General features: G+C 42.9%; 22 protein-coding genes. 14 read left to right on the plus strand and 8 right to left on the minus strand.

What is annotated here, in order from left to right; genetic code table 11:
* Nucleotides 1–40: 40 nt before the first annotated feature.
* Nucleotides 41–1,753: an acetolactate synthase AlsS gene (gene alsS / locus V6D42_RS12090; protein WP_333513380.1), complete on the minus strand. Its 1,713-nt coding sequence runs from the start codon at nt 1,751–1,753 to the stop codon at nt 41–43.
* Between the two features lie 158 nt (nt 1,754–1,911).
* Here alsS and alsR point away from each other — a divergent pair, with 158 nt between their 5' ends.
* Together alsR and V6D42_RS12100 are read left to right on the plus strand one after the other, a co-directional pair.
* Complete coding sequence (alsR, locus tag V6D42_RS12095) at nt 1,912–2,820, plus strand: acetoin biosynthesis transcriptional regulator AlsR (RefSeq protein ID WP_010332129.1); 909 nt, start codon at nt 1,912–1,914, stop codon at nt 2,818–2,820.
* Nucleotides 2,821–3,032: 212 nt separating this feature from the next.
* Nucleotides 3,033–4,361: an arsenic transporter gene (locus V6D42_RS12100; protein ID WP_333513381.1), complete on the plus strand. Its 1,329-nt coding sequence runs from the start codon at nt 3,033–3,035 to the stop codon at nt 4,359–4,361.
* 66 nt (nt 4,362–4,427) lie between these two features.
* Here the strand turns inward: V6D42_RS12100 and V6D42_RS12105 are convergent, their stop codons facing one another.
* The 3 genes from V6D42_RS12105 to cotH form a co-directional block, all read right to left on the minus strand.
* Entirely contained in the window at nt 4,428–5,102 is a 675-nt protein-coding gene (locus tag V6D42_RS12105) for a DUF2642 domain-containing protein (protein WP_333513382.1), read from the minus strand.
* Between the two features lie 63 nt (nt 5,103–5,165).
* Nucleotides 5,166–6,494 (minus strand): spore coat protein CotH, encoded by a 1,329-nt coding sequence (locus V6D42_RS12110; RefSeq protein ID WP_333513383.1) that lies wholly within the window; start codon nt 6,492–6,494, stop codon nt 5,166–5,168.
* 127 nt (nt 6,495–6,621) lie between these two features.
* Nucleotides 6,622–7,710 carry a spore coat protein CotH gene (cotH, locus tag V6D42_RS12115; protein ID WP_333513384.1) on the minus strand — a complete coding sequence of 363 codons (1,089 nt, stop codon included), beginning with the start codon at nt 7,708–7,710 and terminating at the stop codon, nt 6,622–6,624.
* 138 nt (nt 7,711–7,848) lie between these two features.
* Between cotH and cotG the strand changes: the two genes are divergently transcribed.
* The 7 genes from cotG to V6D42_RS12150 all read left to right on the plus strand — a co-directional run bounded on the left by cotG (nt 7,849) and on the right by V6D42_RS12150 (nt 14,264).
* On the plus strand, nt 7,849–8,457 hold the full coding sequence (cotG, locus tag V6D42_RS12120; RefSeq protein ID WP_333513385.1) for a spore coat protein CotG: 609 nt from the start codon (nt 7,849–7,851) through the stop codon (nt 8,455–8,457).
* A 162-nt stretch (nt 8,458–8,619) separates the two neighbouring features.
* Complete coding sequence (locus V6D42_RS12125; RefSeq protein WP_168748918.1) at nt 8,620–9,240, plus strand: flavin reductase family protein; 621 nt, start codon at nt 8,620–8,622, stop codon at nt 9,238–9,240.
* A gap of 224 nt (nt 9,241–9,464) precedes the next feature.
* Nucleotides 9,465–11,555, plus strand: a complete 2,091-nt coding sequence (locus V6D42_RS12130; RefSeq protein ID WP_333513386.1) for a BglG family transcription antiterminator — start codon at nt 9,465–9,467, stop codon at nt 11,553–11,555.
* A gap of 11 nt (nt 11,556–11,566) precedes the next feature.
* Nucleotides 11,567–11,833: a PTS sugar transporter subunit IIB gene (locus V6D42_RS12135; RefSeq protein WP_024123087.1), complete on the plus strand. Its 267-nt coding sequence runs from the start codon at nt 11,567–11,569 to the stop codon at nt 11,831–11,833.
* Between the two features lie 33 nt (nt 11,834–11,866).
* A complete protein-coding gene (locus tag V6D42_RS12140; protein WP_333513387.1) occupies nt 11,867–13,129 on the plus strand; it encodes a PTS ascorbate transporter subunit IIC in 1,263 nt (420 codons plus the stop codon).
* 18 nt (nt 13,130–13,147) lie between these two features.
* Nucleotides 13,148–13,846 carry a D-allulose 6-phosphate 3-epimerase gene (gene alsE / locus V6D42_RS12145; RefSeq protein ID WP_333513388.1) on the plus strand — a complete coding sequence of 233 codons (699 nt, stop codon included), beginning with the start codon at nt 13,148–13,150 and terminating at the stop codon, nt 13,844–13,846.
* A 76-nt stretch (nt 13,847–13,922) separates the two neighbouring features.
* On the plus strand, nt 13,923–14,264 hold the full coding sequence (locus V6D42_RS12150; protein ID WP_333513389.1) for a DUF4181 domain-containing protein: 342 nt from the start codon (nt 13,923–13,925) through the stop codon (nt 14,262–14,264).
* A 4-nt stretch (nt 14,265–14,268) separates the two neighbouring features.
* Here the strand turns inward: V6D42_RS12150 and ggt are convergent, their stop codons facing one another.
* Nucleotides 14,269–15,846 carry a gamma-glutamyltransferase gene (ggt, locus tag V6D42_RS12155; RefSeq protein WP_333513390.1) on the minus strand — a complete coding sequence of 526 codons (1,578 nt, stop codon included), beginning with the start codon at nt 15,844–15,846 and terminating at the stop codon, nt 14,269–14,271.
* Nucleotides 15,847–16,059: 213 nt separating this feature from the next.
* Between ggt and chrS the strand changes: the two genes are divergently transcribed.
* The 3 genes from chrS to V6D42_RS12170 are packed head-to-tail and all read left to right on the plus strand — an operon-like array spanning nt 16,060 to nt 17,676.
* A complete protein-coding gene (gene chrS / locus V6D42_RS12160) occupies nt 16,060–16,536 on the plus strand; it encodes a chromate efflux transcriptional regulator ChrS (RefSeq protein ID WP_326129388.1) in 477 nt (158 codons plus the stop codon).
* 13 nt (nt 16,537–16,549) lie between these two features.
* Entirely contained in the window at nt 16,550–17,143 is a 594-nt protein-coding gene (gene chrB, locus V6D42_RS12165) for a chromate efflux transporter subunit ChrB (protein ID WP_326129389.1), read from the plus strand.
* A complete protein-coding gene (locus V6D42_RS12170; protein ID WP_326129390.1) occupies nt 17,140–17,676 on the plus strand; it encodes a chromate transporter in 537 nt (178 codons plus the stop codon). The genes chrB and V6D42_RS12170 overlap by 4 nt, the downstream gene beginning before the upstream one ends.
* A 27-nt stretch (nt 17,677–17,703) precedes the next feature.
* Here the strand turns inward: V6D42_RS12170 and V6D42_RS12175 are convergent, their stop codons facing one another.
* Nucleotides 17,704–17,928, minus strand: coding sequence for a hypothetical protein (locus V6D42_RS12175; protein ID WP_333513391.1), 225 nt, complete (start codon nt 17,926–17,928; stop codon nt 17,704–17,706).
* Nucleotides 17,925–18,470, minus strand: coding sequence for a flavodoxin family protein (locus V6D42_RS12180; protein ID WP_333513392.1), 546 nt, complete (start codon nt 18,468–18,470; stop codon nt 17,925–17,927). The genes V6D42_RS12175 and V6D42_RS12180 overlap by 4 nt, the downstream gene beginning before the upstream one ends.
* Nucleotides 18,471–18,592: 122 nt before the next feature.
* Here V6D42_RS12180 and V6D42_RS12185 point away from each other — a divergent pair, with 122 nt between their 5' ends.
* Nucleotides 18,593–19,474 carry a LysR family transcriptional regulator gene (locus V6D42_RS12185; RefSeq protein ID WP_333513393.1) on the plus strand — a complete coding sequence of 294 codons (882 nt, stop codon included), beginning with the start codon at nt 18,593–18,595 and terminating at the stop codon, nt 19,472–19,474.
* Nucleotides 19,475–19,532: 58 nt separating this feature from the next.
* Here the strand turns inward: V6D42_RS12185 and V6D42_RS12190 are convergent, their stop codons facing one another.
* Nucleotides 19,533–21,818, minus strand: coding sequence for a beta-L-arabinofuranosidase domain-containing protein (locus tag V6D42_RS12190; RefSeq protein WP_333513394.1), 2,286 nt, complete (start codon nt 21,816–21,818; stop codon nt 19,533–19,535).
* A 156-nt stretch (nt 21,819–21,974) separates the two neighbouring features.
* Between V6D42_RS12190 and V6D42_RS12195 the strand changes: the two genes are divergently transcribed.
* On the plus strand, nt 21,975–22,841 hold the full coding sequence (locus V6D42_RS12195; RefSeq protein ID WP_333513395.1) for a helix-turn-helix domain-containing protein: 867 nt from the start codon (nt 21,975–21,977) through the stop codon (nt 22,839–22,841).
* Nucleotides 22,842–22,846 lie beyond the last annotated feature (5 nt).

Consider the following 22,846-nt stretch of genomic DNA (forward strand, 5'->3'; position numbering starts at 1 on the left):
TGTGCTGTTCTTCAAAAACAGTGTCTTGGTGCGCAGAGTGCTAGAGGGCTTTTGTTTTCATCAGTTCTCCAAATTCTTTTGGGAGCTTGTCACTCGCTAAATTAACGTTATCACTGTAGTCAACTGGGACATCAATGATAACAGGGCCTTCAGCATTCATGGCTTGACGCAGAACATCTTCCAGCTGGCCTGGTGATTCGACACGCAAACCGGTTGCCCCGAAGCTTTCCGCATATTTTACGATATCAATGTTTCCGAACTCGACTGCAGATGTACGATTGTATTTTTTCATTTGCTGGAATGCAACCATGTCATATGTGCTGTCGTTCCAAACAATGTGTACAATTGGAGCTTTTAAGCGCACCGCTGTCTCTAACTCCATTGCCGAGAATAAGAAACCGCCGTCACCAGAGACAGAAACAACTTTTTCTCCCGGTTTCACTAATGAAGCACCGATTGCCCACGGAAGCGCAACACCAAGTGTTTGCATACCGTTACTGATCATTAATGTTAACGGCTCATAGCTGCGGAAGTAACGGGACATCCAAATCGCGTGTGAACCGATATCGCATGTCACAGTGACGTTATCCTCGACTGCATTTCGTAATGCTTTAACGATTTCAAGAGGATGCAGTCTGTCTGACTTCCAATCTGCAGGCACCTGCTCTCCCTCATGCATATATTCTTTTAGATCAGAAAGGATTTTTTGCTCACGTTCCGCAAAATCCACTTTTACAGCATCATGTTCGATATGATTTAAAGTAGATGGGATATCCCCGATCAATTCAAGCTCAGGCTGGTACGCATGATCAATGTCAGCCAGAATCTCATCCAGATGGATAATCGTCCGGTCTCCATTGACATTCCAGAATTTCGGATCGTATTCAATTGGGTCATAGCCGATTGTCAGAACAACATCAGCCTGCTCAAGCAGCAGGTCACCAGGCTGGTTGCGGAATAAACCGATACGGCCGAAATATTGATCCTCCAACTCTCTCGTAAGAGTGCCGGCAGCCTGATATGTTTCTACGAAAGGAAGCTGAACCTTTTTCAAAAGCTTGCGAACCGCTTTGATCGCTTCAGGTCTTCCGCCTTTCATTCCGACTAAAACAACAGGAAGTTTTGCTGTTTGGATTTTCGCGATAGCAGCACTGATTGCATCATCAGGTGCAGGGCCAAGTTTTGGCGTTGCCACTGCTCGCACGTTTTTGGTGTTTGTGACTTCATTCACAACATCTTGCGGAAAGCTCACAAAAGCGGCCCCAGCCTGACCTGCTGACGCTGCTCTAAATGCATTTGTAACAGCTTCCGGTATGTTTTTTACGTCTTGAACTTCTACACTGTATTTTGTAATCGGCTGAAATAACGCCGCATTATCCAATGATTGATGAGTTCGTTTTAAACGATCGGCACGGATAACGTTCCCAGCAAGCGCAACGACAGGGTCACCTTCAGTGTTTGCAGTCAGCAGTCCCGTTGCCAGGTTAGAAGCACCCGGTCCTGATGTGACTAAAACGACTCCCGGTTTTCCAGTTAAACGGCCTACAGCCTGCGCCATAAATGCTGCATTTTGTTCATGCCGTGCAACAATGATCTCAGGCCCTTTATCTTGTAAAGCGTCAAATACCGCGTCAATTTTTGCACCTGGAATGCCAAATACATGTGTGACACCTTGCTCCGCTAAGCAATCAACAACAAGCTCCGCCCCTCTGTTTTTCACAAGGGATTTTTGTTCTTTTGTTGCTTTTGTCAACACCCTCACTCCTTATTATGCATTTTAAACATAAAAATTTAAATAAATCTTGTGATACGTTTCACTATACACTCTTTGGAAATTGACCTCCAATATCAATTCGACTTATGATTAATATGTATTACGAATTATTAACCTACGAAAGGAATGTGTGATTGATGGAGCTTCGCCACCTTCAATACTTTATCGCAGTTGCCGAAGAACTTCATTTCGGAAAAGCTGCGCTTCGGCTGAACATGACACAGCCTCCCCTCAGCCAGCAGATTAAACAGCTGGAAAAAGAAGTCGGGGTGACGCTACTGAAGAGGACAAAACGATTTGTGGAGCTAACCGCAGCCGGAGAAATATTTTTAACTCACTGCCGTACGGCTTTGATGCAAATTGATCAAGCGATTGAACTGGCACAGCGTACGGCTCGCGGCGAGCACGGCCATCTCGTTATCGGTTTTGTCGGCTCAGCTACATATGAATTTCTGCCGCCGATTGTCCGGGAATACCGTAAAAAATTCCCATCAGTAAAAATTGAATTACGGGAAATATCCTCATTTAGGCAGCAGGATGAGCTACTAAAGGGAAACATTGATATTGGTATACTTCATCCTCCGTTGCAGCATACAGCATTACATACTGAAATCGCCCAAAGTAGTCCTTGTGTTTTAGCTTTGCCTAAACAACACCCGTTAACATCTAAGGAAGCCATTACAATTGAAGATTTGAGAGATGAACCGATTATTACTGTAGCCAAGGAAGCATGGCCTACTTTATACATTGACTTCATCCAATTTTGTGAGCAGGCTGGCTTTAAGCCAAACATTGTACAAGAAGCGACTGAATATCAAATGGTCATTGGATTAGTCAGCGCCGGCATCGGGATTACATTTGTACCTTCCTCAGCTAAAAAGTTATTTAACTTGGATGTGACTTATCGAACAATAGATAAAATACAGCTGAATGCCGAATGGGTTATCGCCTATCGCAAAGACAATCAAAATCCGCTTTTGAAGCAATTTATTAATATTTCAAATTGTCAGCAGTTAAGAACTAAAGAGAGTGATGCAAGTACCTGATATGATACTTGCGAACTCTTTTTTCTTTTGGGATTCTCATGGAATTTTAATTAATATAATATAATCGCTTAGTACAACTTCATATCAGTATACGTATACATACAGTACAAATAGTTGGCAAGGATACGAGTAAGCGCATGACAATCGTTGATTTTGAAAATGATAGATAGAGAGAGGTGACATATATTACACAGTTCACGAGTATATTAACATTGCTCGCTTTTTTCATAACAATGCTTTTTATTTTCTGGAGACCGAAAGGATTAAATGAAGCTATCCCCGCAACAATAGGCGCTTTAATGGTGATATTATGCGGAAGTGTGTCATTGACAGACTTAGGAGAAATAGGATCAAAAGTCACAGGTGCATCGGTCACAATTCTTGCCACTATGATCATGGCCATTGCATTGGAAAGTTTTGGGTTCTTTTATTGGGTGGCTGCCAAGCTGCTCCAACAATCCAGGGGATCAGGCATCAAGCTTTTTTGGTTAACCAATTCACTTTGCTTTTTAATGACCATTTTCCTAAATAATGATGGGAGCGTTTTGATCACAACCCCCATCCTTTTGCTGGTTTTAAAATATTTAGGTTTGAAAAAACATCAAAAAACCCCTTATTTAATAAGCGGCGTTTTAATAGCTACAGCCTCCAGCGCACCGATCGGCGTAAGTAATATTGTAAATTTAATTTCTCTCAAAATGATTGGCATGGATCTATATCTGCACACTGCCATGATGTTTGTCCCTAGTATGATGGGACTCATTTTTATGGCTTGTCTATTGTTTATTTTCTTTTATAAACGTCTTCCTAAAAGCCTGCCAGATATACCGAACCATTTTCAGTCTCTGCAACACAGAAGGTACCATCCCCTTCATTCGCCATCAGCTCCATTACCAGAAGGAAATCAAACAAAAATAATGTTATTTGTACTCGCATTTGTTTTTCTCGTCAGAATCAGCTTATTTGCCGCGTCATATACCGGTATCTCCGTTCCTCTTGTCGCTGTCATCGGATCGATTATCCTTTTGGCCTGGAGATGGGTTTATTTCAAAACCTCTCCTAGAGACTTGTTCTTCAAATCACCTTGGCACATTTTTATTTTTGCTTTTACTATGTATGTCCTCATTTATGGGCTGCACAATATTGGATTTACTGAATTACTTGTCAATTATTTTGAACCAATGCTTTCTGGAAGCCTCTCCTACGCTACTTTCGTATCAGGCATCTCTACCTCTGTTTTTTCGAATCTATTTAACAACCATCCCGCTTTAATGATCAGTACTTTTACTTTAACGGAAATGAGCCTGAATCCTTCAACAGCAAAAATCATCTACTTGGCAAATATTATTGGTAGTGATATTGGTTCCCTATTATTACCTATAGGAACATTAGCAACACTAATTTGGATGCATATATTAAAACAGCATGATGAAAGTATTTCCTGGGGTGAATATTTAAAAACGACCATTTTAATCATTCCGCTGACTGTTCTTTTTACGCTAACATGTTTATATTTTTGGATCAGTTGGTTATTTCTTTAGAAGAGTATGAAAACAAAAAACTGCCTTCTGCTATTCGAGGGCAGTTTATTTTCAGTATAGGCTGCGCTAGGGGAGATGCATTGTCTTTAGGTGATTTAACTTCCAAATGATTGACTCTCCACTTGCGTTAATAAGCTCAATGATATTATGAGATACATCTTTTAATAAACCGACTTTTTCTGGCACTTCCCCCATATCAAATATGACCAATTGACCAACATATTTTTTGATCTGCTCCTCGAAATTACGCACAAGTGAAACACTGGAAGGTACGACAGGCAATTGAGAATTGTCTAGAGTGTACGGCGTTTGTTCTGTTGAATAAGGGGTAAACCATTTTAAGTGATGCATAGATATGAAAAGTGTTTTAAATACAGGTGAAAAAAATACAATATAGTCATTTAAAACACTTGTAACATATCCATGTATCGACCGATCCCCCGTTACATAAACTTCAATAAATTTGCCTTTCACCTTGTTTAATGTGTTTCTATAAGAAAAACTATTATTTTCCGCCTCCATCATTGTATCTTCCGGATCTATTAACATTGGTTTCTCAGTATTCGTATTTATTGCTTTGTTCATTTGATGAAGATGCAGCAAGGGAATATAAAGATAATTACAGCCATCAAATATAACAAAAATATCCTGTCCAATATCTATAAGTGTGCCAACAAATCTTGTTTCTCCTGAAATGACAACATCAACATCTGTGTCAAGAAATTGATTCAAACCTTTCACCATTCTCCCCCTTTAATTGAATGAAAAAGGGCATCACTTTATCTGATGCACCTTCATTATCAATTAAAATTTGCGCTTCCAATGATAGTCTATCGTTTTAACAATCGTTTCATAGCTATAATCTTCCTTTTGGCTTCCGGTACGATGAAAATCAGAAGATCTTGATGACCGATATGATTTAGACGAACTTTTGGTGTCTGATGAACGATCATATGTTGATGATTGATAATCTGAAGATCTTGATGACCGATATGATTTGGACGAACGTTTGGTGTCTGATGAACAATCATATGTTGATGATTGATAATCTGAAGACCTTGGTGACCGATATGATTTAGACGAACTTTTGGCGTCTGATGAATAATCATATGTTGACGATTGATCATCTGAAGATCTTGGTGACCGATATGATTTGGACGAACGTTTGGTATCTGATGAACGATCATATGTTGATGATTGATAATCTGAAGATCTTGATGACCGATATGATTTGGACGAGCGTTTGTTGTCTGATGAACGATCATATGTTGACGATTGATAGTCTGAAGATCTTGGTGACCGATATGATTTGGACGAACTTGATGAGCTATATGATTTTGAAGAGGTTAACGAACTACTGTCCCCCTCTTCTTCGTGTTTTTGTTTTTGGTCTATATCATTTTTGCTTTCTTCTTTATCATCATGTTCTTTCTTTTGATCACCTTTTTTGTAGGAGCCTTTTGGACCTAAGCTGATGCTCTTGATATGAAAAGGATATATCCGAAGCACTTCTTGATTTTTCACTAAAGTATAATGACCATCCGCATTATCTACGAGGATCCCTTCAATTGCTTCTGGTCCTCCTCGATTAATCGAAACCCATTTATGAGTTAAGCTCTTAAAAACTTCGTTTAAATGATCAGCTTCCAAGACACCTGGCGTATGTCCTTCTTTATTTAAAGCTTCCTCATGTTTACTTATGCTTTTGATGTGATGAATATTAAAATAAACTACTCCATCCTCATTTGTGTCTAACGCAGCAAAATCATCACCTAGCCATACCAAACTTCCTTTTTTAGATTCCGGGCCGCCTTGATTTAATTGCACTGATTGGTTCATAAACTGTCCGATTAAGCTGTGAAAATCATCAGCATCAGCCATTTCTGCCGTCTCAATTGTTGTTGTGCTATTATTGGTATCCTCTGTAATACTTTTGACATGATCCAATTGATAATAAATGGTTTTCTTTTCAGTTTGTAAGGCGATATAATCTGATTTTACAGCTACCAATTTTCCTTTTTTAGATTCCGGACCTCCTCGATATACAGTGACAATTTTATCTTGCATTGAATGCAAAAAATGATAGTAAGATATATCATGATTTGAATGATTTTTCATTCTCCTCTTGCTCATTCATTTCCCTCCTAGTCATTTATACATAGATGATAAATATATTGCATATATACGTGTCACAGTTATTTCTTGAACTAATTGAATAGCCTAAATGTCTGATTTTCAGCGAATACCTATAATCATGCATTCACAAATTACTTAAATTGCTTTTGATGTATTGTGAACGATTTTTAATATACTCAAAAATCACTTCCGGCTCACGGTCAAAACGTTCAATATCACTCTTTTTATATGGGTCCATCTGGACAAACGGCCTGATCTGATCATAAAGCGCCAATATTTTTGGTTTCATATATTCAATGGTAAAGAGGGATTGGAGCGTTTTTTCTAACAGAAGCTTGTAGGACCTGCGAAAATCGGGTTCATCCAAAATGCGAGCGGTTAATGTATTAAACCCTTGAATTCTTACATAATCTGCAGCCATCCGCTCTCCGTGGATATCCCTGCCCCAGGTCGCATCATAGTCCCAAGGAATCACTTCAAATAATCCGGTTTCCCCGCTTCTGTACAAAGCGTAATTATGGACAAACCCGTCATAGTTTGAGGTGAACACAATGCCAGCCAGCCAGCGCAAATACTTATCGATATTCACATGCTTTGTCACTTCTGATTTAAATTGAGCTTTAGGGACAGTATTAATTTTAAAAATCATATCCTGTAAATAAAAATCATCTTCCTCGGTCCCTGTCTTCTTTTCATACCCATGCTCAAGCGACGTCTTCGTTTCTCTCTCCAAATCACTCACGAGAGAAAAATTAGCATCATCGTCAACCGCGTAAAAAATGGCTCCGTCCGCCAGCTTCCTTTTCGCTAAATAATATTCATCGACGGATTCAAGCTCAAGATACACTCCTTCATTCTTCCCATTTACCTTTAAAAACACAAATTCTGCCTTCGGAGACAGCGTCCCCAGCTCTGAGAAAAAATCGAGAGACAATTTGTTTCTCATCATGGAAGGATCTTTATATTCCGCATTCAAATGAACCTCGCGGGCGCCGCGAAATGTTTTCGGCTGATAAAAGGAAATATGGTACGACTTCTTTTTGAAATCTCTAATATGAGATCCGCGATAAGCGATGTCGATATCAAATCTTTTCTGATTCACTTTCAGCACAGCCGGAACCGGTTCATCATCCCATATATCCTTTTTTAATTCCCGTAAGTCTTTTGGATGAATAAACAGCTGATACAGAGGCAAATTTGATTGATTCTTCATCCGTAGTCCCCCTTCAAAATTAGGCTTTTATTTTTGTGAGATCTCAGCGGAACACTTATACACTTTTTACAATCGTGCGTACTATGTGTGTAGTAAGGATCTTCATCCTTAAACCAATTACAAAAAGGAGGATTTCAATTGGGCCACTATTCCCATTCTGATATCAAAGAAGCGGTGAAATCCGCAAAAAAAGAAGGTTTAAAAACGTATTTATACCAAGAGCCTCGTGGAAAAAAACGCAGTCATAAAAAGTCGCACCGCTCACACAAGAAATCTCGCAGCCATAAAAAATCTTACTGTTCTCACAAGAAATCTCGCAGCCATAAAAAATCTTACTGTTCTCACAAGAAATCTCGCAGCCATAAAAAATCTTACTGTTCTCACAAGAAATCTCGCAGCCACAAAAAATCTTACTGTTCTCACAAGAAATCTCGCAGCTACAAAAAATCTTACCGTTCTTACAAAAAGTCTCGCAGCTACAAAAAATCGTTCTGTTCTCGCAAAAAATCACGCAGCTACAAAAAGTCTTACTGCTCTCACAAGAAAAGATCACGCAGCTACAAAAAGTCTTACTGCTCTCACAAGAAAAGATCACGCAGCTACAAAAAATCGTTCTGTTCTCATAAGAAAAGATCTCACAATAAATACGGCAGAAAATTTCAGCACCACAAAAAAGATGATTACGACAGCAAAAAAGAATTCTGGAAAGACGGCAATTGCTGGGTAGTCAAAAAGAAATATAAATAATACAAAACTGTCATAGGCTCCGGCATACGTACGGTAGCCTATTTTCTAATTCCCCTATATCAGTTATATGTCATGACATAGCATATGCAACCCGCATTATTTGGTTTCTTTGAATGGATTTCGTTATACTCATGGTATCCTTACAATAAAGGCGGTGTTGTTATGTACATATTTCAAGCAGAAGAGCTTAGTTCCAAGGACACGTATAAGCTGCTGTCAGGTGCCGTTATTCCGCGCCCGATCGCATTTGTTACAACACTTTCTTCAAGCGGGACAATTAATGCGGCGCCTTTCAGTTTCTATAACGTGGTCAGCTCAGATCCTCCGCTACTCAGTATTTCTGTTAACCGGTCAGAAGGACGGCAAAAAGATACAGCCAGAAACGCGATAGAAAACGGTGAATTTGTCGTCCATGTCAGTGATGAAGCCATCATTGAAGACATCAATGAAACGGCGGCAAGTTTAGGGCCGGATGAAAGTGAAATGACACGCACCTCTCTCCATTCTGTAGAGAGCACAGCTGTCTCAGTGCCTGGCATTCAAGAAGCCCGTGTTCGTTTTGAATGTAAACTCGAACGGCATATCACATTCGACAATGATCATGGTGTAACCACGGCTGATCTGCTTATTGGCAGAGTTGTCTGTTTTCACCTCGATGAGAAGGTGTATGACGCAGATAAAGGGTATATTTTGACGGACGAATTAAAGCCGGCTTCCAGATTAGCCGGAAACCATTATGCAAAGCTCGGTGAAGAATTTACATTGATTCGTCCGAGTTCATAAAAGGACTATTTATATAGAAGAAACTAGTCAAAAAGACACTGTTATTAAAAAAAGCCGGCACAGCATGTGCCTGGCTTTTTTTGTGTGAAGGAATGATATTTGCACAAATCGTTTGCACTGATTTGGTCTTATAAATTCAGATGTTGCCCATTACAATTGAAATAAGCCCGCACGAAGAGAAGGACGGCAGACTGATATCACCTGCACATAAGGAGCTGATGGGCATGCCTTTAGACCAAAGAAGATCAGCCATACTTCACCAGGTTCTCAACACAAAAAGCTATGTTACTTGCGGCGAATTAACGGAGCAATTAAACATTTCAAGGAGAACGCTGTATTATGACATTGAAAAAATTAACGGCTGGCTGAAAGAGACAGGACTGACACCGATCAAAAGAAGGCGTTCAGCAGGATTTTATTTAGAAGAACAAACGAAAAAAATGCTGACATCAGAAATGAAAACGCTGACAAATTTAAGTTATGAATATTCTCCTTCAGAGCGACAGGCAAGAGTCATCCTACGTATCTTAACGAGAAACAAACGGTTGCTTCTGCAAAACTTCATTGACGAAAATCACGTTAGCCGCAACACTGCCATTCAGGATATGAAGCATATTCGCGAAAAGCTGAAGACATTCGGTATCATTCTTTGCTTTACCAAAGAAAAGGGTTACTTTTTCTCAGGATTAGAGCAGCAAAAGCGAAAAATGCTGGCTGAATATGCAAATCAGCTCATGCAAAAGAGCAGCAGCACTGCGGCGGTTACAGATCTTTGCCCCGATCCAGCTGCTTGTGAGCAGCGAATCCAAATCATGCGCTCTATGCTACTGACGTTCGAAAAACTTCTTCACATGAAATTTGCTGATCATGTTCTCGCTGGCTTAAGTGTGCACTTTACGTTATTTCTGATCAGAATACAGGCGGGAAAAGAAATTACTCTAGAACAAGAAGAGCAATACGCCATCAGGCAAACGAAGGAATATGAAGCGGCCGTTCGAGCGGTGGAAGCGGCGGAACTGCCTGAAAAAGCCTTTATTTCTGATCAAGAAATGTGCTACTTCACGATCCATTTGCTAGGGGCTAAAATCAGTCAGTTCCCCGCTGCAAGTCTCATTGCAGGTGAGCTGGGTGCGGTACATGATATTGCGGACAGAATGATTGTCGATTTCCAGCGTTACGCCTGCGTGCTTTTTCAAGACCCGGAAAATCTAAAAAAACATCTGGTGCTTCATTTGAAATCAGCATATTACAGGATTAAATATGATATCACCCCTCATGAGAGTGAGATAGCTGCCTCCATCAAAACGAAATACAGTGATATTTTCTGCTTAACGAAAAAAGTCGTTCATCACCTTCAAAAAGAATTAAGAAAGCCTGTCAGCAGTGAAGAAACAGCATTTATCGCCATGCATTTCGGAGGCTGGATGAAACGCGAAGGGGTCGCGCCCTCACTTAGAAAAACAGCGGTTATTGTCTGTCCGGGCGGCATCGGCACATCAAAAATTTTGCAGAGCCAAATTGAAGATCTTCTGCCGAATGTCGATATTCTGGAAACCGTCTCAAGACGTGTCTATGAAACAATGACGCTTGAAACGGATGTCCTGATCTCTACCGTTCCGCTCCCAGACAGAGGGGTGCCTGTGCTCATCGTCAACCCCATACTGAACAGCAAGGAAAAGATCAGCCTGCTGAAAAAAGTAGATGCGCTCTCAAACAGCGCTGCCCATTTCCATCCAAGTGTTCATGACATCATGAGCATCATCGAAAAACATGCAGAAGGCATTCATAAAACAGAGCTGATGCAAGAACTGACCGAATATTTAGGACAGCCGCACAAACATGAAAAGGAGGCGAACCGTAAACCAATGCTTGCTGAATTAATGACAGCTAACCATATAACGATGGCCGATTCTGCCCCCGGTTGGGAAGATGCCGTCCGCATGGCGGCAAATCCACTATTGGATGACGGGTCTGTTACCCCGCAATACGTCGATGCCATGATTGCCACGATTCAGACACTGGGCCCATATATCGTCATTACGCCGAATGTCGCCATCCCGCACGCCAGGCCTGAAGACGGTGTGAATCAAATCGGTATGAGCTTTCTGAGACTGAAACAAGCCGTTTCCTTTTCAGAGAAGCCCGAGCATTCAGTTCAGCTGATTATCGTGCTCGCGGCAATTGACAATGACACCCATTTGAAAGCCCTCTCCCAGCTCACGAATATGCTGGGTGAGCCGGAAAACATTCAATTGCTGATTAACGCTCAATCGGCGGAAGATGTGCTGCCAATGATTCAAAAATATTCAAATTAGGAGTGATTCAAGTGAAAAAAATCTTAATCGTTTGCGGAAATGGACTCGGATCAAGCTTTATTGTTGAAATGAATGTAAAAAAAATCATTGATGAACTGAACATCAGCGCTGATGTGACACATACAGACCTCACCTCAAGCAAAACAGAGCAAGCGGATCTGTATTTAGGATCAGCCGATATTGTGTCAGGCCTTGACGATGGAACGCGTAACGTGGTCGGACTCAAAAACCTGCTGGACCAGAAAGAAATCAAAGAAGCCATCCTTACCAACTTGTAACACAAAAAAACATAGACGACGGGGGTGCATCTGATGCTTGATTTTTTGATAAACGATTTCCTGGGAACTCCTGCTATCTTAATTGGACTTTTTGCCTTAGCCGGTTTGCTTCTGCAAAAGAAAAACGCTGCGGATACCGTATCGGGCACACTGAAAACGGCAATGGGATTTGTCATCCTCAGCGCCGGGGCGGCGATTGTCTCAGATTCACTTGCGGTATTCGGCAGCATGTTCGAAAAAGCATTTCACATTAAAGGCGTCGTACCCAATACAGATGCAATCTCAGCCATTGCTCAAAAAACGTTTGGTACAGAAACGGCACTCATTATGATCTTCGGAATGATTGTTAACATATTGCTGGCGCGTCTAACGCCATTTAAATATATTTTCTTAACCGGCCATCATATTCTCTACATGGCTTCATTGATTTCGGCCGTGCTGATTACCGGCGGCATCAGCGGTGTTCCTCTCATTGCTGCGGGCGCCATTATTCTTGGGGGGCTGATGGTGCTGTCACCCGCCATCCTTCAGCCGTATACAAAAAAAATTACAGGGAGCGATGATCTTGCTCTCGGCCATTTCGGTTCTGCCGGCTATTTTATTGCTGGATTCATCGGCAAACATGCGGGCAATCCATCTCATTCCACTGAGGATATCAAAGTTCCGAAATCATTAGGATTTCTGCGGGATACGTCAGTCTCCATTTCTTTAACGATGGCACTCCTTTTCTTCATTGTCGCTCCTTTCGCCGGAAAGGACTATATTGAAGCATCGTTGAGCGGCGGAAGCCATTTTCTCGTTTATTCCTTTATGCAGGCCATTACATTCGCTGCTGGGGTATATGTCATCTTGGCGGGGGTTCGGATGGTAATCGCGGAAATTGTCCCTGCTTTTAAAGGCATCGCAGAAAAGCTAGTGAAAGGCGCCAAACCCGCTCTTGACTGTCCGACGGTATTTCCTTTTGCGCCCAACGCTGTGATTATCGGGTTTTTATCCAGTTTCCTGGCGGGTATTGTATCGATTTTTCTTCTTCCGGTCTTCGGTCTCAGCGTTATTGTCCCGGGACTTGTACCGCATTTCTTTACAGGAGCGGCGGCGGGAGTTTACGGAAATGCAACCGGCGGCGTGCGGGGTGCTGTACTCGGTTCGTTTGCCAATGGTATTCTCATTTCTTTTCTGCCTGCGTTTCTTCTGCCGGTTCTTGGCTCGCTCGGATTTGAAGGCACAACTTACGGTGATTCAGACTTTGGCATTATTGGGATTCTTCTTGGCTGGATCATACAATTATGTAATTAAAGTGAGGGATGCTGCGTCATGAAACATTTATTTTCACCTTCTCTGATGTGTATGGATTTAACAAAATTCAACGAGCAGATCACCATTCTAAACAGCCGTGCCGATATGTATCATGTTGACATTATGGACGGCCATTTCGTCAAAAACATTACGCTGTCCCCATTTTTCATCAGCCAGCTCAGAACAGTGACAGCTCTCCCGATTGATGCCCACCTGATGGTTGAGAGGCCGGAGGATTTTATCGATATGACAGCAGAGGCCGGCGCTGATTACATTAGCGTGCACGCCGAAACGATTAACCGGGCGGCGTTTCGGCTGATACACAAAATCAAAGATCATGGCGCAAAGGTCGGGATTGTATTGAACCCGGCCACTCCGCTAGAGTGGATCAGCCCTTATGTTCATTTGATTGATAAACTGACGATTATGACCGTTGATCCGGGTTTTGCCGGGCAGCCGTTTATCGCAGAAATGACGGAAAAAATCCGGGCGGCCAAAAAATGGAGAGAAACAAATCATTATACGTATGCCATTGAAGTTGACGGCTCCTGTAATGAAAAAACCTTCCGCATGCTTGCGGAAGCTGGGAATGACATTTTTATCATCGGCAATTCAGGCCTCTTTGATCTCGATGAAAACACAGAAATCGCATGGGATAAAATGAAAACCATTTTTCAGCAGCAGACACACCCTATAAAAATGCAACACCCGGAGTAATCCCCCCCGGGTGTTTTTCTATGAAACATTTTCTCTCCCACAAACGTATAAAGAGATGGGTTTAGGAGGGATTGGTATGAGTACTCATTTTTGGCTGGTATTTCTGGTCATAGTATCGTTCAGCACAGCACTGCAATTTCTTATCAAGAAAAAGTTCGGTATCCATAAATCCGGCTGGCTGTATAAGCCAGTTAGCAGCACACAGAGATTAATAGAAATTTGTTTACTTATTTTATTTGTTTTTTCTATGATCTTTTTCCCTGTGGGATATATGCTTCTTTTATTTTTTATTTCGATTGATTCTCTACGCTTTTTTATAGAATGGAGGTATAGACCTGAAGATAAACAGTATATGTACCACCTGATTGAGGCTGGCCTGTTTCTTGCTCTCTTAATATACATATGTATATTTTTCTAGCTAGTCAAATCCCAACAGCCGCCCCATCCCCCCTTGGGTCGGCTCCTCCTTGGAGAAAGCCCTCCTCATCCACTGCGATTGCTGCTGCGTGGCCCATCAGCGGGTCATAATCACTGACTGTCTCCACGAGATGGCCGCTTTCTTTTAGCATGTCGACCGTCTTCTCTGCAATTCTGTTCTCAACTCTGAGACCTTCATAATCCTCGCCCCACGTTCTGCCCCATACCCAGCGCGGTTCGCTGATTGCCTGCTGTGGATGCATTCCATAGTCCAGCATCCGGGTGATGATTGCTGTCTGAGTCTGCGGCTGGCCTTCGCCTCCTTGCGTGCCGTACAAAATCTTCGGTTTCCCATTCTTACAGACCATAGCCGGCATCAGCGTATGGAAGCTGCGCTTTCTCGGCTCAAGTGTGTTGACATGGTTATCATCCAATGAGAAAAAGGAACCGCGATTTTGCATGAGAATGCCTGTATCGCCGGCAGTAACAGCCGAGCCAAATTCAAAGTAAAGGCTTTGAATGAACGACACCGCGTTGCCATCCGAATCCATCACCGCCGCATAGGCGGTATCACTGCCTACCGGTCTGCTTTCCGCCGGTTCAGCTATATAACCGATTTCTTCCGCCAGCTGCTTGGCATAGCTTTTGTCCAAGAGCCTTTCCAGCGGAATATCAGCAAACGCCGGATCAGTCAGAACGGCATTCCGATCTAGAAAACTCTTTTTCAGTGCCTCCACGAGCACATGATAATAGGCAAATGAACCATGTTCAATTTGGCTGAAATCATAGTTTTCCAGAATGTTCAGCGTCATTAAACCCGTAAAACCTTGGGAATTCGGCGGCGCCTGATACACACTGTACCCCCGGTAATCACAGGATACAGGCTCCATCCACTCACCCTTGTGTGCTGTAAAATCATCAAGTGTCATATAGCTGCCATTATGCTGTAAATACGAGACAATGCGCTGAGCGATATCACCTTCATAAAATGCGCTTCTTCCTCTTTCAGCAATCATTTTCAGGCTGTTCGCAAGCTCTTTTTGCACAAACCGTTCGCCGGGGACCGGTGCTTTGCCGTTTTTCGTGAAGATATCAGCGGTGTAAGGTGTTGACGCCAGCAATTTAAGATTCGTCGCTGTATGCCGGCACTGATCTGCAGATACAGGAAAACCATTTTCAGCATAATGGAGTGCAGGCTCCAATACATCAGAAAGCGACATCCGTCCGTATGTCTTCAATACGGCATCCCAGCTATCGACCATTCCCGGTACGGTAATTGCGCTGTCGATCCCCCGCAGCGGAATCTCATCTTTCCCCTTATACACGTCTCTCGTCACATTTTTTCCTGAACGGCCGCTGCCATTGTACACTCTTACCGCCTTTGTTTTTTGATGAAAGGTCAGCCAAAAGGAATCTCCTCCAAGCCCCGTCATATGCGGATAGACAACCGCCAGACAAGCGCTTACGGCGACAGCGGCGTCAAATGCGTTTCCTCCCTTCTCCAGAATGCGGTTTCCCGCTTGTGATGCGAGGTAATGCGGACTGACGACCATTTGCTTAGTGCCGATAATAGAACTGTTCATCACAAGTCCCCTTTGCAAGAGATTTTCTTCATTATAGAGACCCTGGTTTTTCGCATCTACTGATCCGGAAGAAAAGCTGACGGACTTTCTCCTTTTCGTAAACATAAAAGTATTTTCATATTCATCAAGAAAATAAATTTAAATTTTCTCTTACGAAATGAAACTTATATGATAAAATATTGACTAAAAGTCAAACGAAAGCAGGTGGAACAAATGGGCAATGAGTATCAAATCCCTAACCTTGTTCTTGATGAGATAGACAAACAGATTCTTACCATTTTGCATGAGGAAGGGAGGATTTCTTATACGGATCTTGGCAAAAGAGTTGAATTATCACGTGTTGCGGTTCAATCACGCATTAATCAGCTGATTGAAGCAGGTGTTATTGAAAAATTCACAGCCGTAATCAATCCAGCTAAAATCGGCATTCATGTATCCGTGTTTTTTAATGTCGAGGTAGAGCCGCAATTCCTAGAAGAAGTCGCCCTAAAGCTTGAAGAAGAACCTGCGGTCACCAGCCTTTATCACATGACTGGTCCTAGCAAGCTTCACATGCACGGGATCTTCGCGAATGATCAGGAAATGGAAGAGTTTTTAACGAAACGGCTGTATCCGCTTCAGGGCGTCGTCAGCGTTGATTGCCAAATGCTGATCAAAAGGTACAAAAGCCGTATGGGAATGAAGCTGTAAAGGAGAGAAACTGATGAAAAACCATCCTTATCGGGATATGACCGCCGCAATGGTGCGCACCGGAATCTTAGGTTTCGGGGGCGGGCCATCGGTGATTCCGCTGATCCGCCATGAAGCGGTGAATAAGTATAAATGGATAGATGATGATGAATTTGGAGAAATATTAGCCATCGCCAATGCACTCCCCGGGCCGATCGCTACCAAGATGGCGGCGTATCTGGGATTCAAACTAAAAGGCACGCTAGGCGCGATTGTTGCCACTCTGGCCCACATTCTGCCTACATGCCTTGCAATGGTTGCCTTATTTGCGGCTGTAAACGTCTTAAGCCACTCGGCAGTTGTTGCCGGCATGATTGGCGCAGTAACGCCGGTTATCGCCGTAATGCTCGGTATCATGGCATACGAGTTTGGGCAAAAAGCGCTCAAAGGATTTGGCTGGGTCACCGGAATCCTGTTTTTTATCATCGCTTTTATCGGACTGCAATTGTTACAGATCAACCCCGGTATCGTTATTATCATTTTCTTAGCATACGGGGCATTTCATTTTAAACTGAAAGACAAAATGACGAATAAACATTCAAAAGATAAAGGAATGTCCGCCTCATGATCATTATGTTTTTATTCACAGCATTTTTTATCGCAAACGTTCTGGGGTATGGCGGCGGCCCAGCCTCTATCCCGCTGATGTTTGAAGAAGTCGTAAACAGATACGGCTGGCTGTCAAACGACCAATTCTCTAACATGCTCGCACTTGCGAACGCATTGCCGGGCCCCATCGCAACCAAAATCGCCGCTTATGTCGGCTACAGCGCAGGCGGCTGGCCCGGCTTTCTGATAGCGCTGATCGCAACTGTTGTGCCGTCCGCGTTCGCGCTAATCGTCCTGCTGCGCATCATTCAGCGTTTTCGCCAATCACCCGTGATCAAAGGCATGACACTGTCTGTCCAGCCTGTTATCGCTGTCATGATGCTTATTCTCACTTGGCAAATCGGCGCCGACGGCATCAAAGCCATCGGCTGGATTCAATCCTTAGTGATTGCGGGCATTTCCCTCCTTGCCATGACAAAATTCAAACTGCATCCGGCTTTCCTGATTATCGCGGCTTTTTTATATGGGGGGCTAGTAGTTCCTCATTTATAGAAAAAAGCACCCTCAGGGGGTGCTTTTTTATTTTGGGCCAGAAATGCCATTTGGCATATAAATTGTTTCTTTGCCTGCATCATTTTTGATCACGTTTTTGATTTGCAGCGTGTTTCCTGACATTCTGGCAAATTGCTTCTCTTGAGCCGAGTTTGTTTTGACGTGTATCCATTCCTCAGACCGCGGCATTTTCCAAGATAAAAAGAATCCTAGAATAAGCATTCCAACAATGACGGACAACAGCAGCTTCACACGGCATCACTTCTTTTCAATAGTCTGCACGCAGCTTCTATTGCCTGCTGATCAAATATAATATCGCCGGGACGATTGCCCTCTCCAAGCACATAGCCCTCAAATGACATTCCCATAAAATTAAAAATGTGACCAAACTGTTCTATCAGCGGAAGCCCCTTTATCTTAGGATTGTCTCCTCCGGCTGCCATCACATATGCCTGTTTTGCCGACATTTGTTCTTTAAAATCAGGGTATTTAGGATCTCTCATCGTCTGTGACCAGCGATCAATGAACAGCTTTAATGTCCCTGACATGCCGAACCAATAAATAGGAGTGGCGAATACAAGAATATCGCACAGCAATACCCGCTCAATGATAGAATCGTAGTCATCTTGAACAGGACGAAAGCCGCCTTGAGCGTGACGCAGATCCTCAATCGGCTGGATCTGATATTTCCGCAAATGAATGTGCTCCGCATCGAGTCCTTGAACAGCCTTCTCCGCAAGAATATCCGTATTTCCGCCAGGCCTCGTTCCGCCATTAATGACCGCAATTTTCATGATGCATCTGCTCCTTTGTTTACGAATGATTTTCTCCATCATATAATGGATTTATTAATCAATACAGATGATTATTTCGATTATTCCAATCGATAAAACCGATTTAGAAAGGACGAGAACAGGTGGAAATGAAGCAGCTGATCACCTTTATTACGGCGGCAGAACATGTAAACTTCACCCTTACCGCCAAGATGCTTAATTATGCACAATCAAGCGTTACCTCCCAGATCAAATCACTTGAAGAAGAAATCGGGACTCCTTTATTTGAACGGCTCGGCAAGCGGCTCATCCTGACAGAAGCCGGCAAAACATTCAAATCCTATGCCGAGAAGATTATTACTTTAACAGAAGAGGCAAAAATGGCCGCAAATCAAGTAAGAGAAACAACCGGAACCTTGAAAATCGGGGCGACGGAAAGCCAGTGCACCTATCGCCTTCCCCCTATCATAAAAGAATTTAAACAGGCTTTTCCTCAAGTAAAGCTCATATTCAAACCGTATATTTCCAATGAACAAGCGAAAGAACAGCTCTTACAGGGCCAGCTTGATATTACCTTCATTTTGGATGTGAACCGAACGGAAGACGCACTGCACGTTGAATCTCTGATTCAGGATGATATCAAAATGGTAGCCGCCAATGACCATCCTTTTCCAGCAGACTCATCAGTAACATTGAAGGATCTTCAATACGAAACCCTTCTCCTGACAGAGGACGGCTGCTCATACCGCACGCTCTTTGAGAACACTTTACATGACTCCGGTATCTACCCTAACAAATTAGAATTTGTCAGCATAGAAGCCATCAAACAATGCGTGATGGCCGGACTTGGTATTGGAATCTTGCCTGAAATGACAGTACAAGATGATATTGCAGCAGGACGGATGAAAGAACTCAATTGGCGGAACGAATGCCCCGTTTTTACTCAATTAGCATGGCATAAGGACAAATGGATGTCTGCCCCATTAAAGGCTTTTATTGATTTGACGAGGAGAACATTCAAATAAAAAACTTGCGGCCCATGGGCCGCAAGTTTTTGAACGAGCAATTCATATCGCTATGCATTCAAAGTAAAACCATTTTTTCATTTATCATCCTTACCCCAAACACTCCGCCGGCTACTGTTCCCTCGCTGGATTTGAACGTGACGGTCACCCTCTCTTTTCCTTTCGTATACGCAACAGGGATGTCATAACATACATCAAAAAGCCTTCCTGGGTGATTAGCTTTTAGCTGCTGTCTGGCCAGTAGTTGATCATCAATCATGATCTCAAAATGTCTTTCGTATGTTTGTTCCTCTGATTGAAAGGTATCATCGCTACCAAAATAAGTGACCAGCAAATACATGGGTTGACTCGGCTCTGTTTTCATCTCATAACTGAAAAAGCCATCTCCTCTGCTGTCCCGCCAGCCTCTGTGAACGATACTCGCGTAACCGGAGTAAGAGTTTTCTTTTTTTAGGTGATGTTCTATCTCCTGCTGCTGTTCATTCGGCTGAACGGCATCAACTGTTATGCGCCTGATGATTTCCTGCTTTTCTTTTTCTTCATCTGTAAAATCAAGATATTCTTTTTCGGTCATCACGTACCAGTACACGGAGTATCGCTGATGATGCAAATTGTAAAACGGCACTAATATGATTTCTTTATTCCCCGGCTGGCCAATCGGTTTCGTTTGAAATACGAGTGATGTTTCATCTACCCGCGTCACCCAATGATCCAACTGACCCTGATCTGCAACCAACACAGGGACATCAATTAACGGATGGTTATTAAGGGCGAGATGATCAGCAAGTATATCTGTTTCAGGGAAGTCCTCTCTCCCGAGTGCTCCAGCCAATACGACCGGCCCATACATCAGGACGCTTTTTTTAGGATCGTCCTTCGCTTGATAAATGTGGAGTTTCATCGGAAGATCAATCTCAATGCAATCTCCAGTGTTCCAATGTTTGTGAATAGTAAGGTACCCATTTTTCTTAACCGACTGAAGTCGTTTCCCATTGACCGCAGCTTTGAGGCCGCCATTCATCCAATAAGGAATACGAATATGGAGCGTCATAGGCACACCGCCAGCTTTTTTGACAACCAGCCTGGTTTTTTCCGCTGCCGGAAAAGAGGTTTCCTGTGTGATGATCAGTTGTTTTTCGCGGACGTTTAATTGTGAAGGAATAAATAAATTCACATACAGATCACCTCGATCTATATGATAAATATGCTGCGTATAGCGCGCGGGGTTTTCCATCCCGGTGCCTGTACAGCACCAAAAAGAATCTTCCGGTGAACAATACACCTTAAAATGCCCCGGCTGTGTAGAAACAAAATAGGTTTTCATGCCCGAATCAGGATCTTGGGATGCCAGAATGTGATTATAAAGGGCATTCTCATAGTAATCCATAAATCTCGCTTCGTGAAACCACCGGAACAAATGCCCGGTCAATTTCAGCATATTATACGTATTGCACGTTTCTGCGGTCGTAACCCCTAACTCCTCGCTGCCTTCCGCTCCGAAATGCTCTCCGATACTGTTGCCGCCAATTGCGTAGGAACGCTGATATACAACCTGTTCCCAGAAGAAGAGTGCGGCATTTCTATATGCTTCATTACCAGTAATATCGTACAGCTTGGCTGCCCCGATCACCTTTGGAATTTGGGTATTGGCATGCTTTCCTTCAAGCTCATCCTTCCCCTCTGCCAGAGGCTGAAGAATGGCACGATGGCAGAAACGTTCTGCAAGTTCAAGGTATGCTCTGTTTTTCGTCAGCATATAAAGATCCGCCATCGCTTCATTCATTCCCCCATGTTCACATATCAGCATACGCTGAAATTGCTCGTCCGTCAGACGGTCCAATCCTTTTTTTGCCCAATCAGCCAGCTTGACGACGACACGTAAAGCCGTCTGATTGCCGGTTAGCCGATACATATCTATTAATCCCGCAAACAGTTTATGAATGCTGTACCACGGCACCCAAGAACCTCCCAGACTAAAGTGGTCCACTCGAAAATCACCGCTGAACACCTCATCAAAACACGCTCTAGAGAAACCGCTTACATATCCCTCTTCATCAAATTGCTGGATATGACTCAGCTCATTCACTGCGTACTCTGCTTTCCTTTTCAGTTCTTCATCTCCGGAAGCCTGGTACATGGCTGATGCGGCAGATAGCCAATGACCGATCGAATGCCCGGCAATTTCCTTTGCCTCCCACCCGCCGTAGCGTGGTTTTTTAGGCGTCTGTGATACAGCCTCATAACAAGGCGCCAAAAGACGGTCTACATCCAAAAAAAGCAAATATTCCTTCCCTTTCATCTGAGAATCATAAAACAAGCCCTTTAATAATGTTACATTTTCCATCTTGATCTCCCCCTATCAAGTTTCATCAATTCATGGTGATGCTTTCATTATCCAAATGATTATAAGAGATGTGAATTCAATATTTATCAAAAACATATCCTTTTTTTAGATTGAGCCGTTACACTGGAGATAAGACAAGAGAAAGATGGTGAAGCCATGTATGAAGTAAAACTCCAAGCCAATCATTTGCCTAAAATCCGCGAGGCCGGACATATGAAGGACATTGAAGGGACTTTACGGCACCCCGACAGGACGATGGATGGAATCAGTGTATTTTTTTACGTAAAACAAGGCGCGATCCATGTATTTGAGAACGAAAACGAGTATCGCATTCAGGCGGGGGGATATCTTTTTCTTAAGAACAATACACCGCATTGGGGAGGCGATTTTTATACACCCCACACCGAATGGTACTACATTCATTTTTATGCCGAACCTTCCCTGTATCAGGAGGAAGAGTTTTCTCCATTTCACAATTCACCGATCCTTCTCGACAGCATCTATTCATCGCAATTAACCTTTCCGAAAAGCGGTTCTGTCTCTCATCGTGAGTACACAGAAAAACAGCTAAGCAGCATTATTCATGCCTTTGAATCACCAAGTGCTTTCAGAGCGCTCCAAGCGTGTTCTCTCACCTACCAATTCTTCATTGACCTGTATAGCAACGCTATAGACAGTCAGGACGGCACACGCTCTTCCAGAATCATCAGCCGAATCATTGAATTTCTGCACCGCAACAAGCATGCAAAGCTGGTCAGCAGAGATTTAGAAAACGCGTTAGAAATGAATTACGCCTACCTTTCCTCCCTTTTCAAAAAGCAAACAGGGAAAAGCATAACAGCTTATAAAAATGAACTGCTGATTGCACAGGCAATCGATTTATTCAAAACAAGTAACTTAAACGTAACCGAAGTCAGCAGTACATTAGGCTTTTCTAATCCTTATTACTTCAGCAGAGTGTTCAAACGGGTCACCGGAGTGTCCCCGTCTGTATATATAAGCGAAATATACAGGAATCAATAAAAAAA

The sequence above is a fragment of the Bacillus sp. 0909A genome (assembly GCF_036765115.1).
Lineage (GTDB): Bacteria > Bacillota > Bacilli > Bacillales > Bacillaceae > Bacillus > Bacillus mojavensis.

Bases quoted from the DNA above. Each gene is read 5' to 3' on its own strand.
- alsR (WP_010332129.1), top strand. From the start codon at position 1,912: ATGGAGCTTCGCCACCTTCAATACTTTATCGCAGTTGCCGAAGAACTT.
- V6D42_RS12110 (WP_333513383.1), bottom strand. From the start codon at position 6,494: ATGAGCAAGAGGAGAATGAAAAATCATTCAAATCATGATATATCTTAC.
- cotH (WP_333513384.1), bottom strand. From the start codon at position 7,710: ATGAAGAATCAATCAAATTTGCCTCTGTATCAGCTGTTTATTCATCCA.
- V6D42_RS12125 (WP_168748918.1), top strand. From the start codon at position 8,620: ATGTACATATTTCAAGCAGAAGAGCTTAGTTCCAAGGACACGTATAAG.
- V6D42_RS12130 (WP_333513386.1), top strand. From the start codon at position 9,465: ATGCCTTTAGACCAAAGAAGATCAGCCATACTTCACCAGGTTCTCAAC.
- V6D42_RS12140 (WP_333513387.1), top strand. From the start codon at position 11,867: ATGCTTGATTTTTTGATAAACGATTTCCTGGGAACTCCTGCTATCTTA.
- alsE (WP_333513388.1), top strand. From the start codon at position 13,148: ATGAAACATTTATTTTCACCTTCTCTGATGTGTATGGATTTAACAAAA.
- V6D42_RS12150 (WP_333513389.1), top strand. From the start codon at position 13,923: ATGAGTACTCATTTTTGGCTGGTATTTCTGGTCATAGTATCGTTCAGC.
- ggt (WP_333513390.1), bottom strand. From the start codon at position 15,846: ATGAACAGTTCTATTATCGGCACTAAGCAAATGGTCGTCAGTCCGCAT.
- chrS (WP_326129388.1), top strand. From the start codon at position 16,060: ATGGGCAATGAGTATCAAATCCCTAACCTTGTTCTTGATGAGATAGAC.
- chrB (WP_326129389.1), top strand. From the start codon at position 16,550: ATGAAAAACCATCCTTATCGGGATATGACCGCCGCAATGGTGCGCACC.
- V6D42_RS12170 (WP_326129390.1), top strand. From the start codon at position 17,140: ATGATCATTATGTTTTTATTCACAGCATTTTTTATCGCAAACGTTCTG.
- V6D42_RS12180 (WP_333513392.1), bottom strand. From the start codon at position 18,470: ATGAAAATTGCGGTCATTAATGGCGGAACGAGGCCTGGCGGAAATACG.
- V6D42_RS12190 (WP_333513394.1), bottom strand. From the start codon at position 21,818: ATGGAAAATGTAACATTATTAAAGGGCTTGTTTTATGATTCTCAGATG.
- V6D42_RS12195 (WP_333513395.1), top strand. From the start codon at position 21,975: ATGTATGAAGTAAAACTCCAAGCCAATCATTTGCCTAAAATCCGCGAG.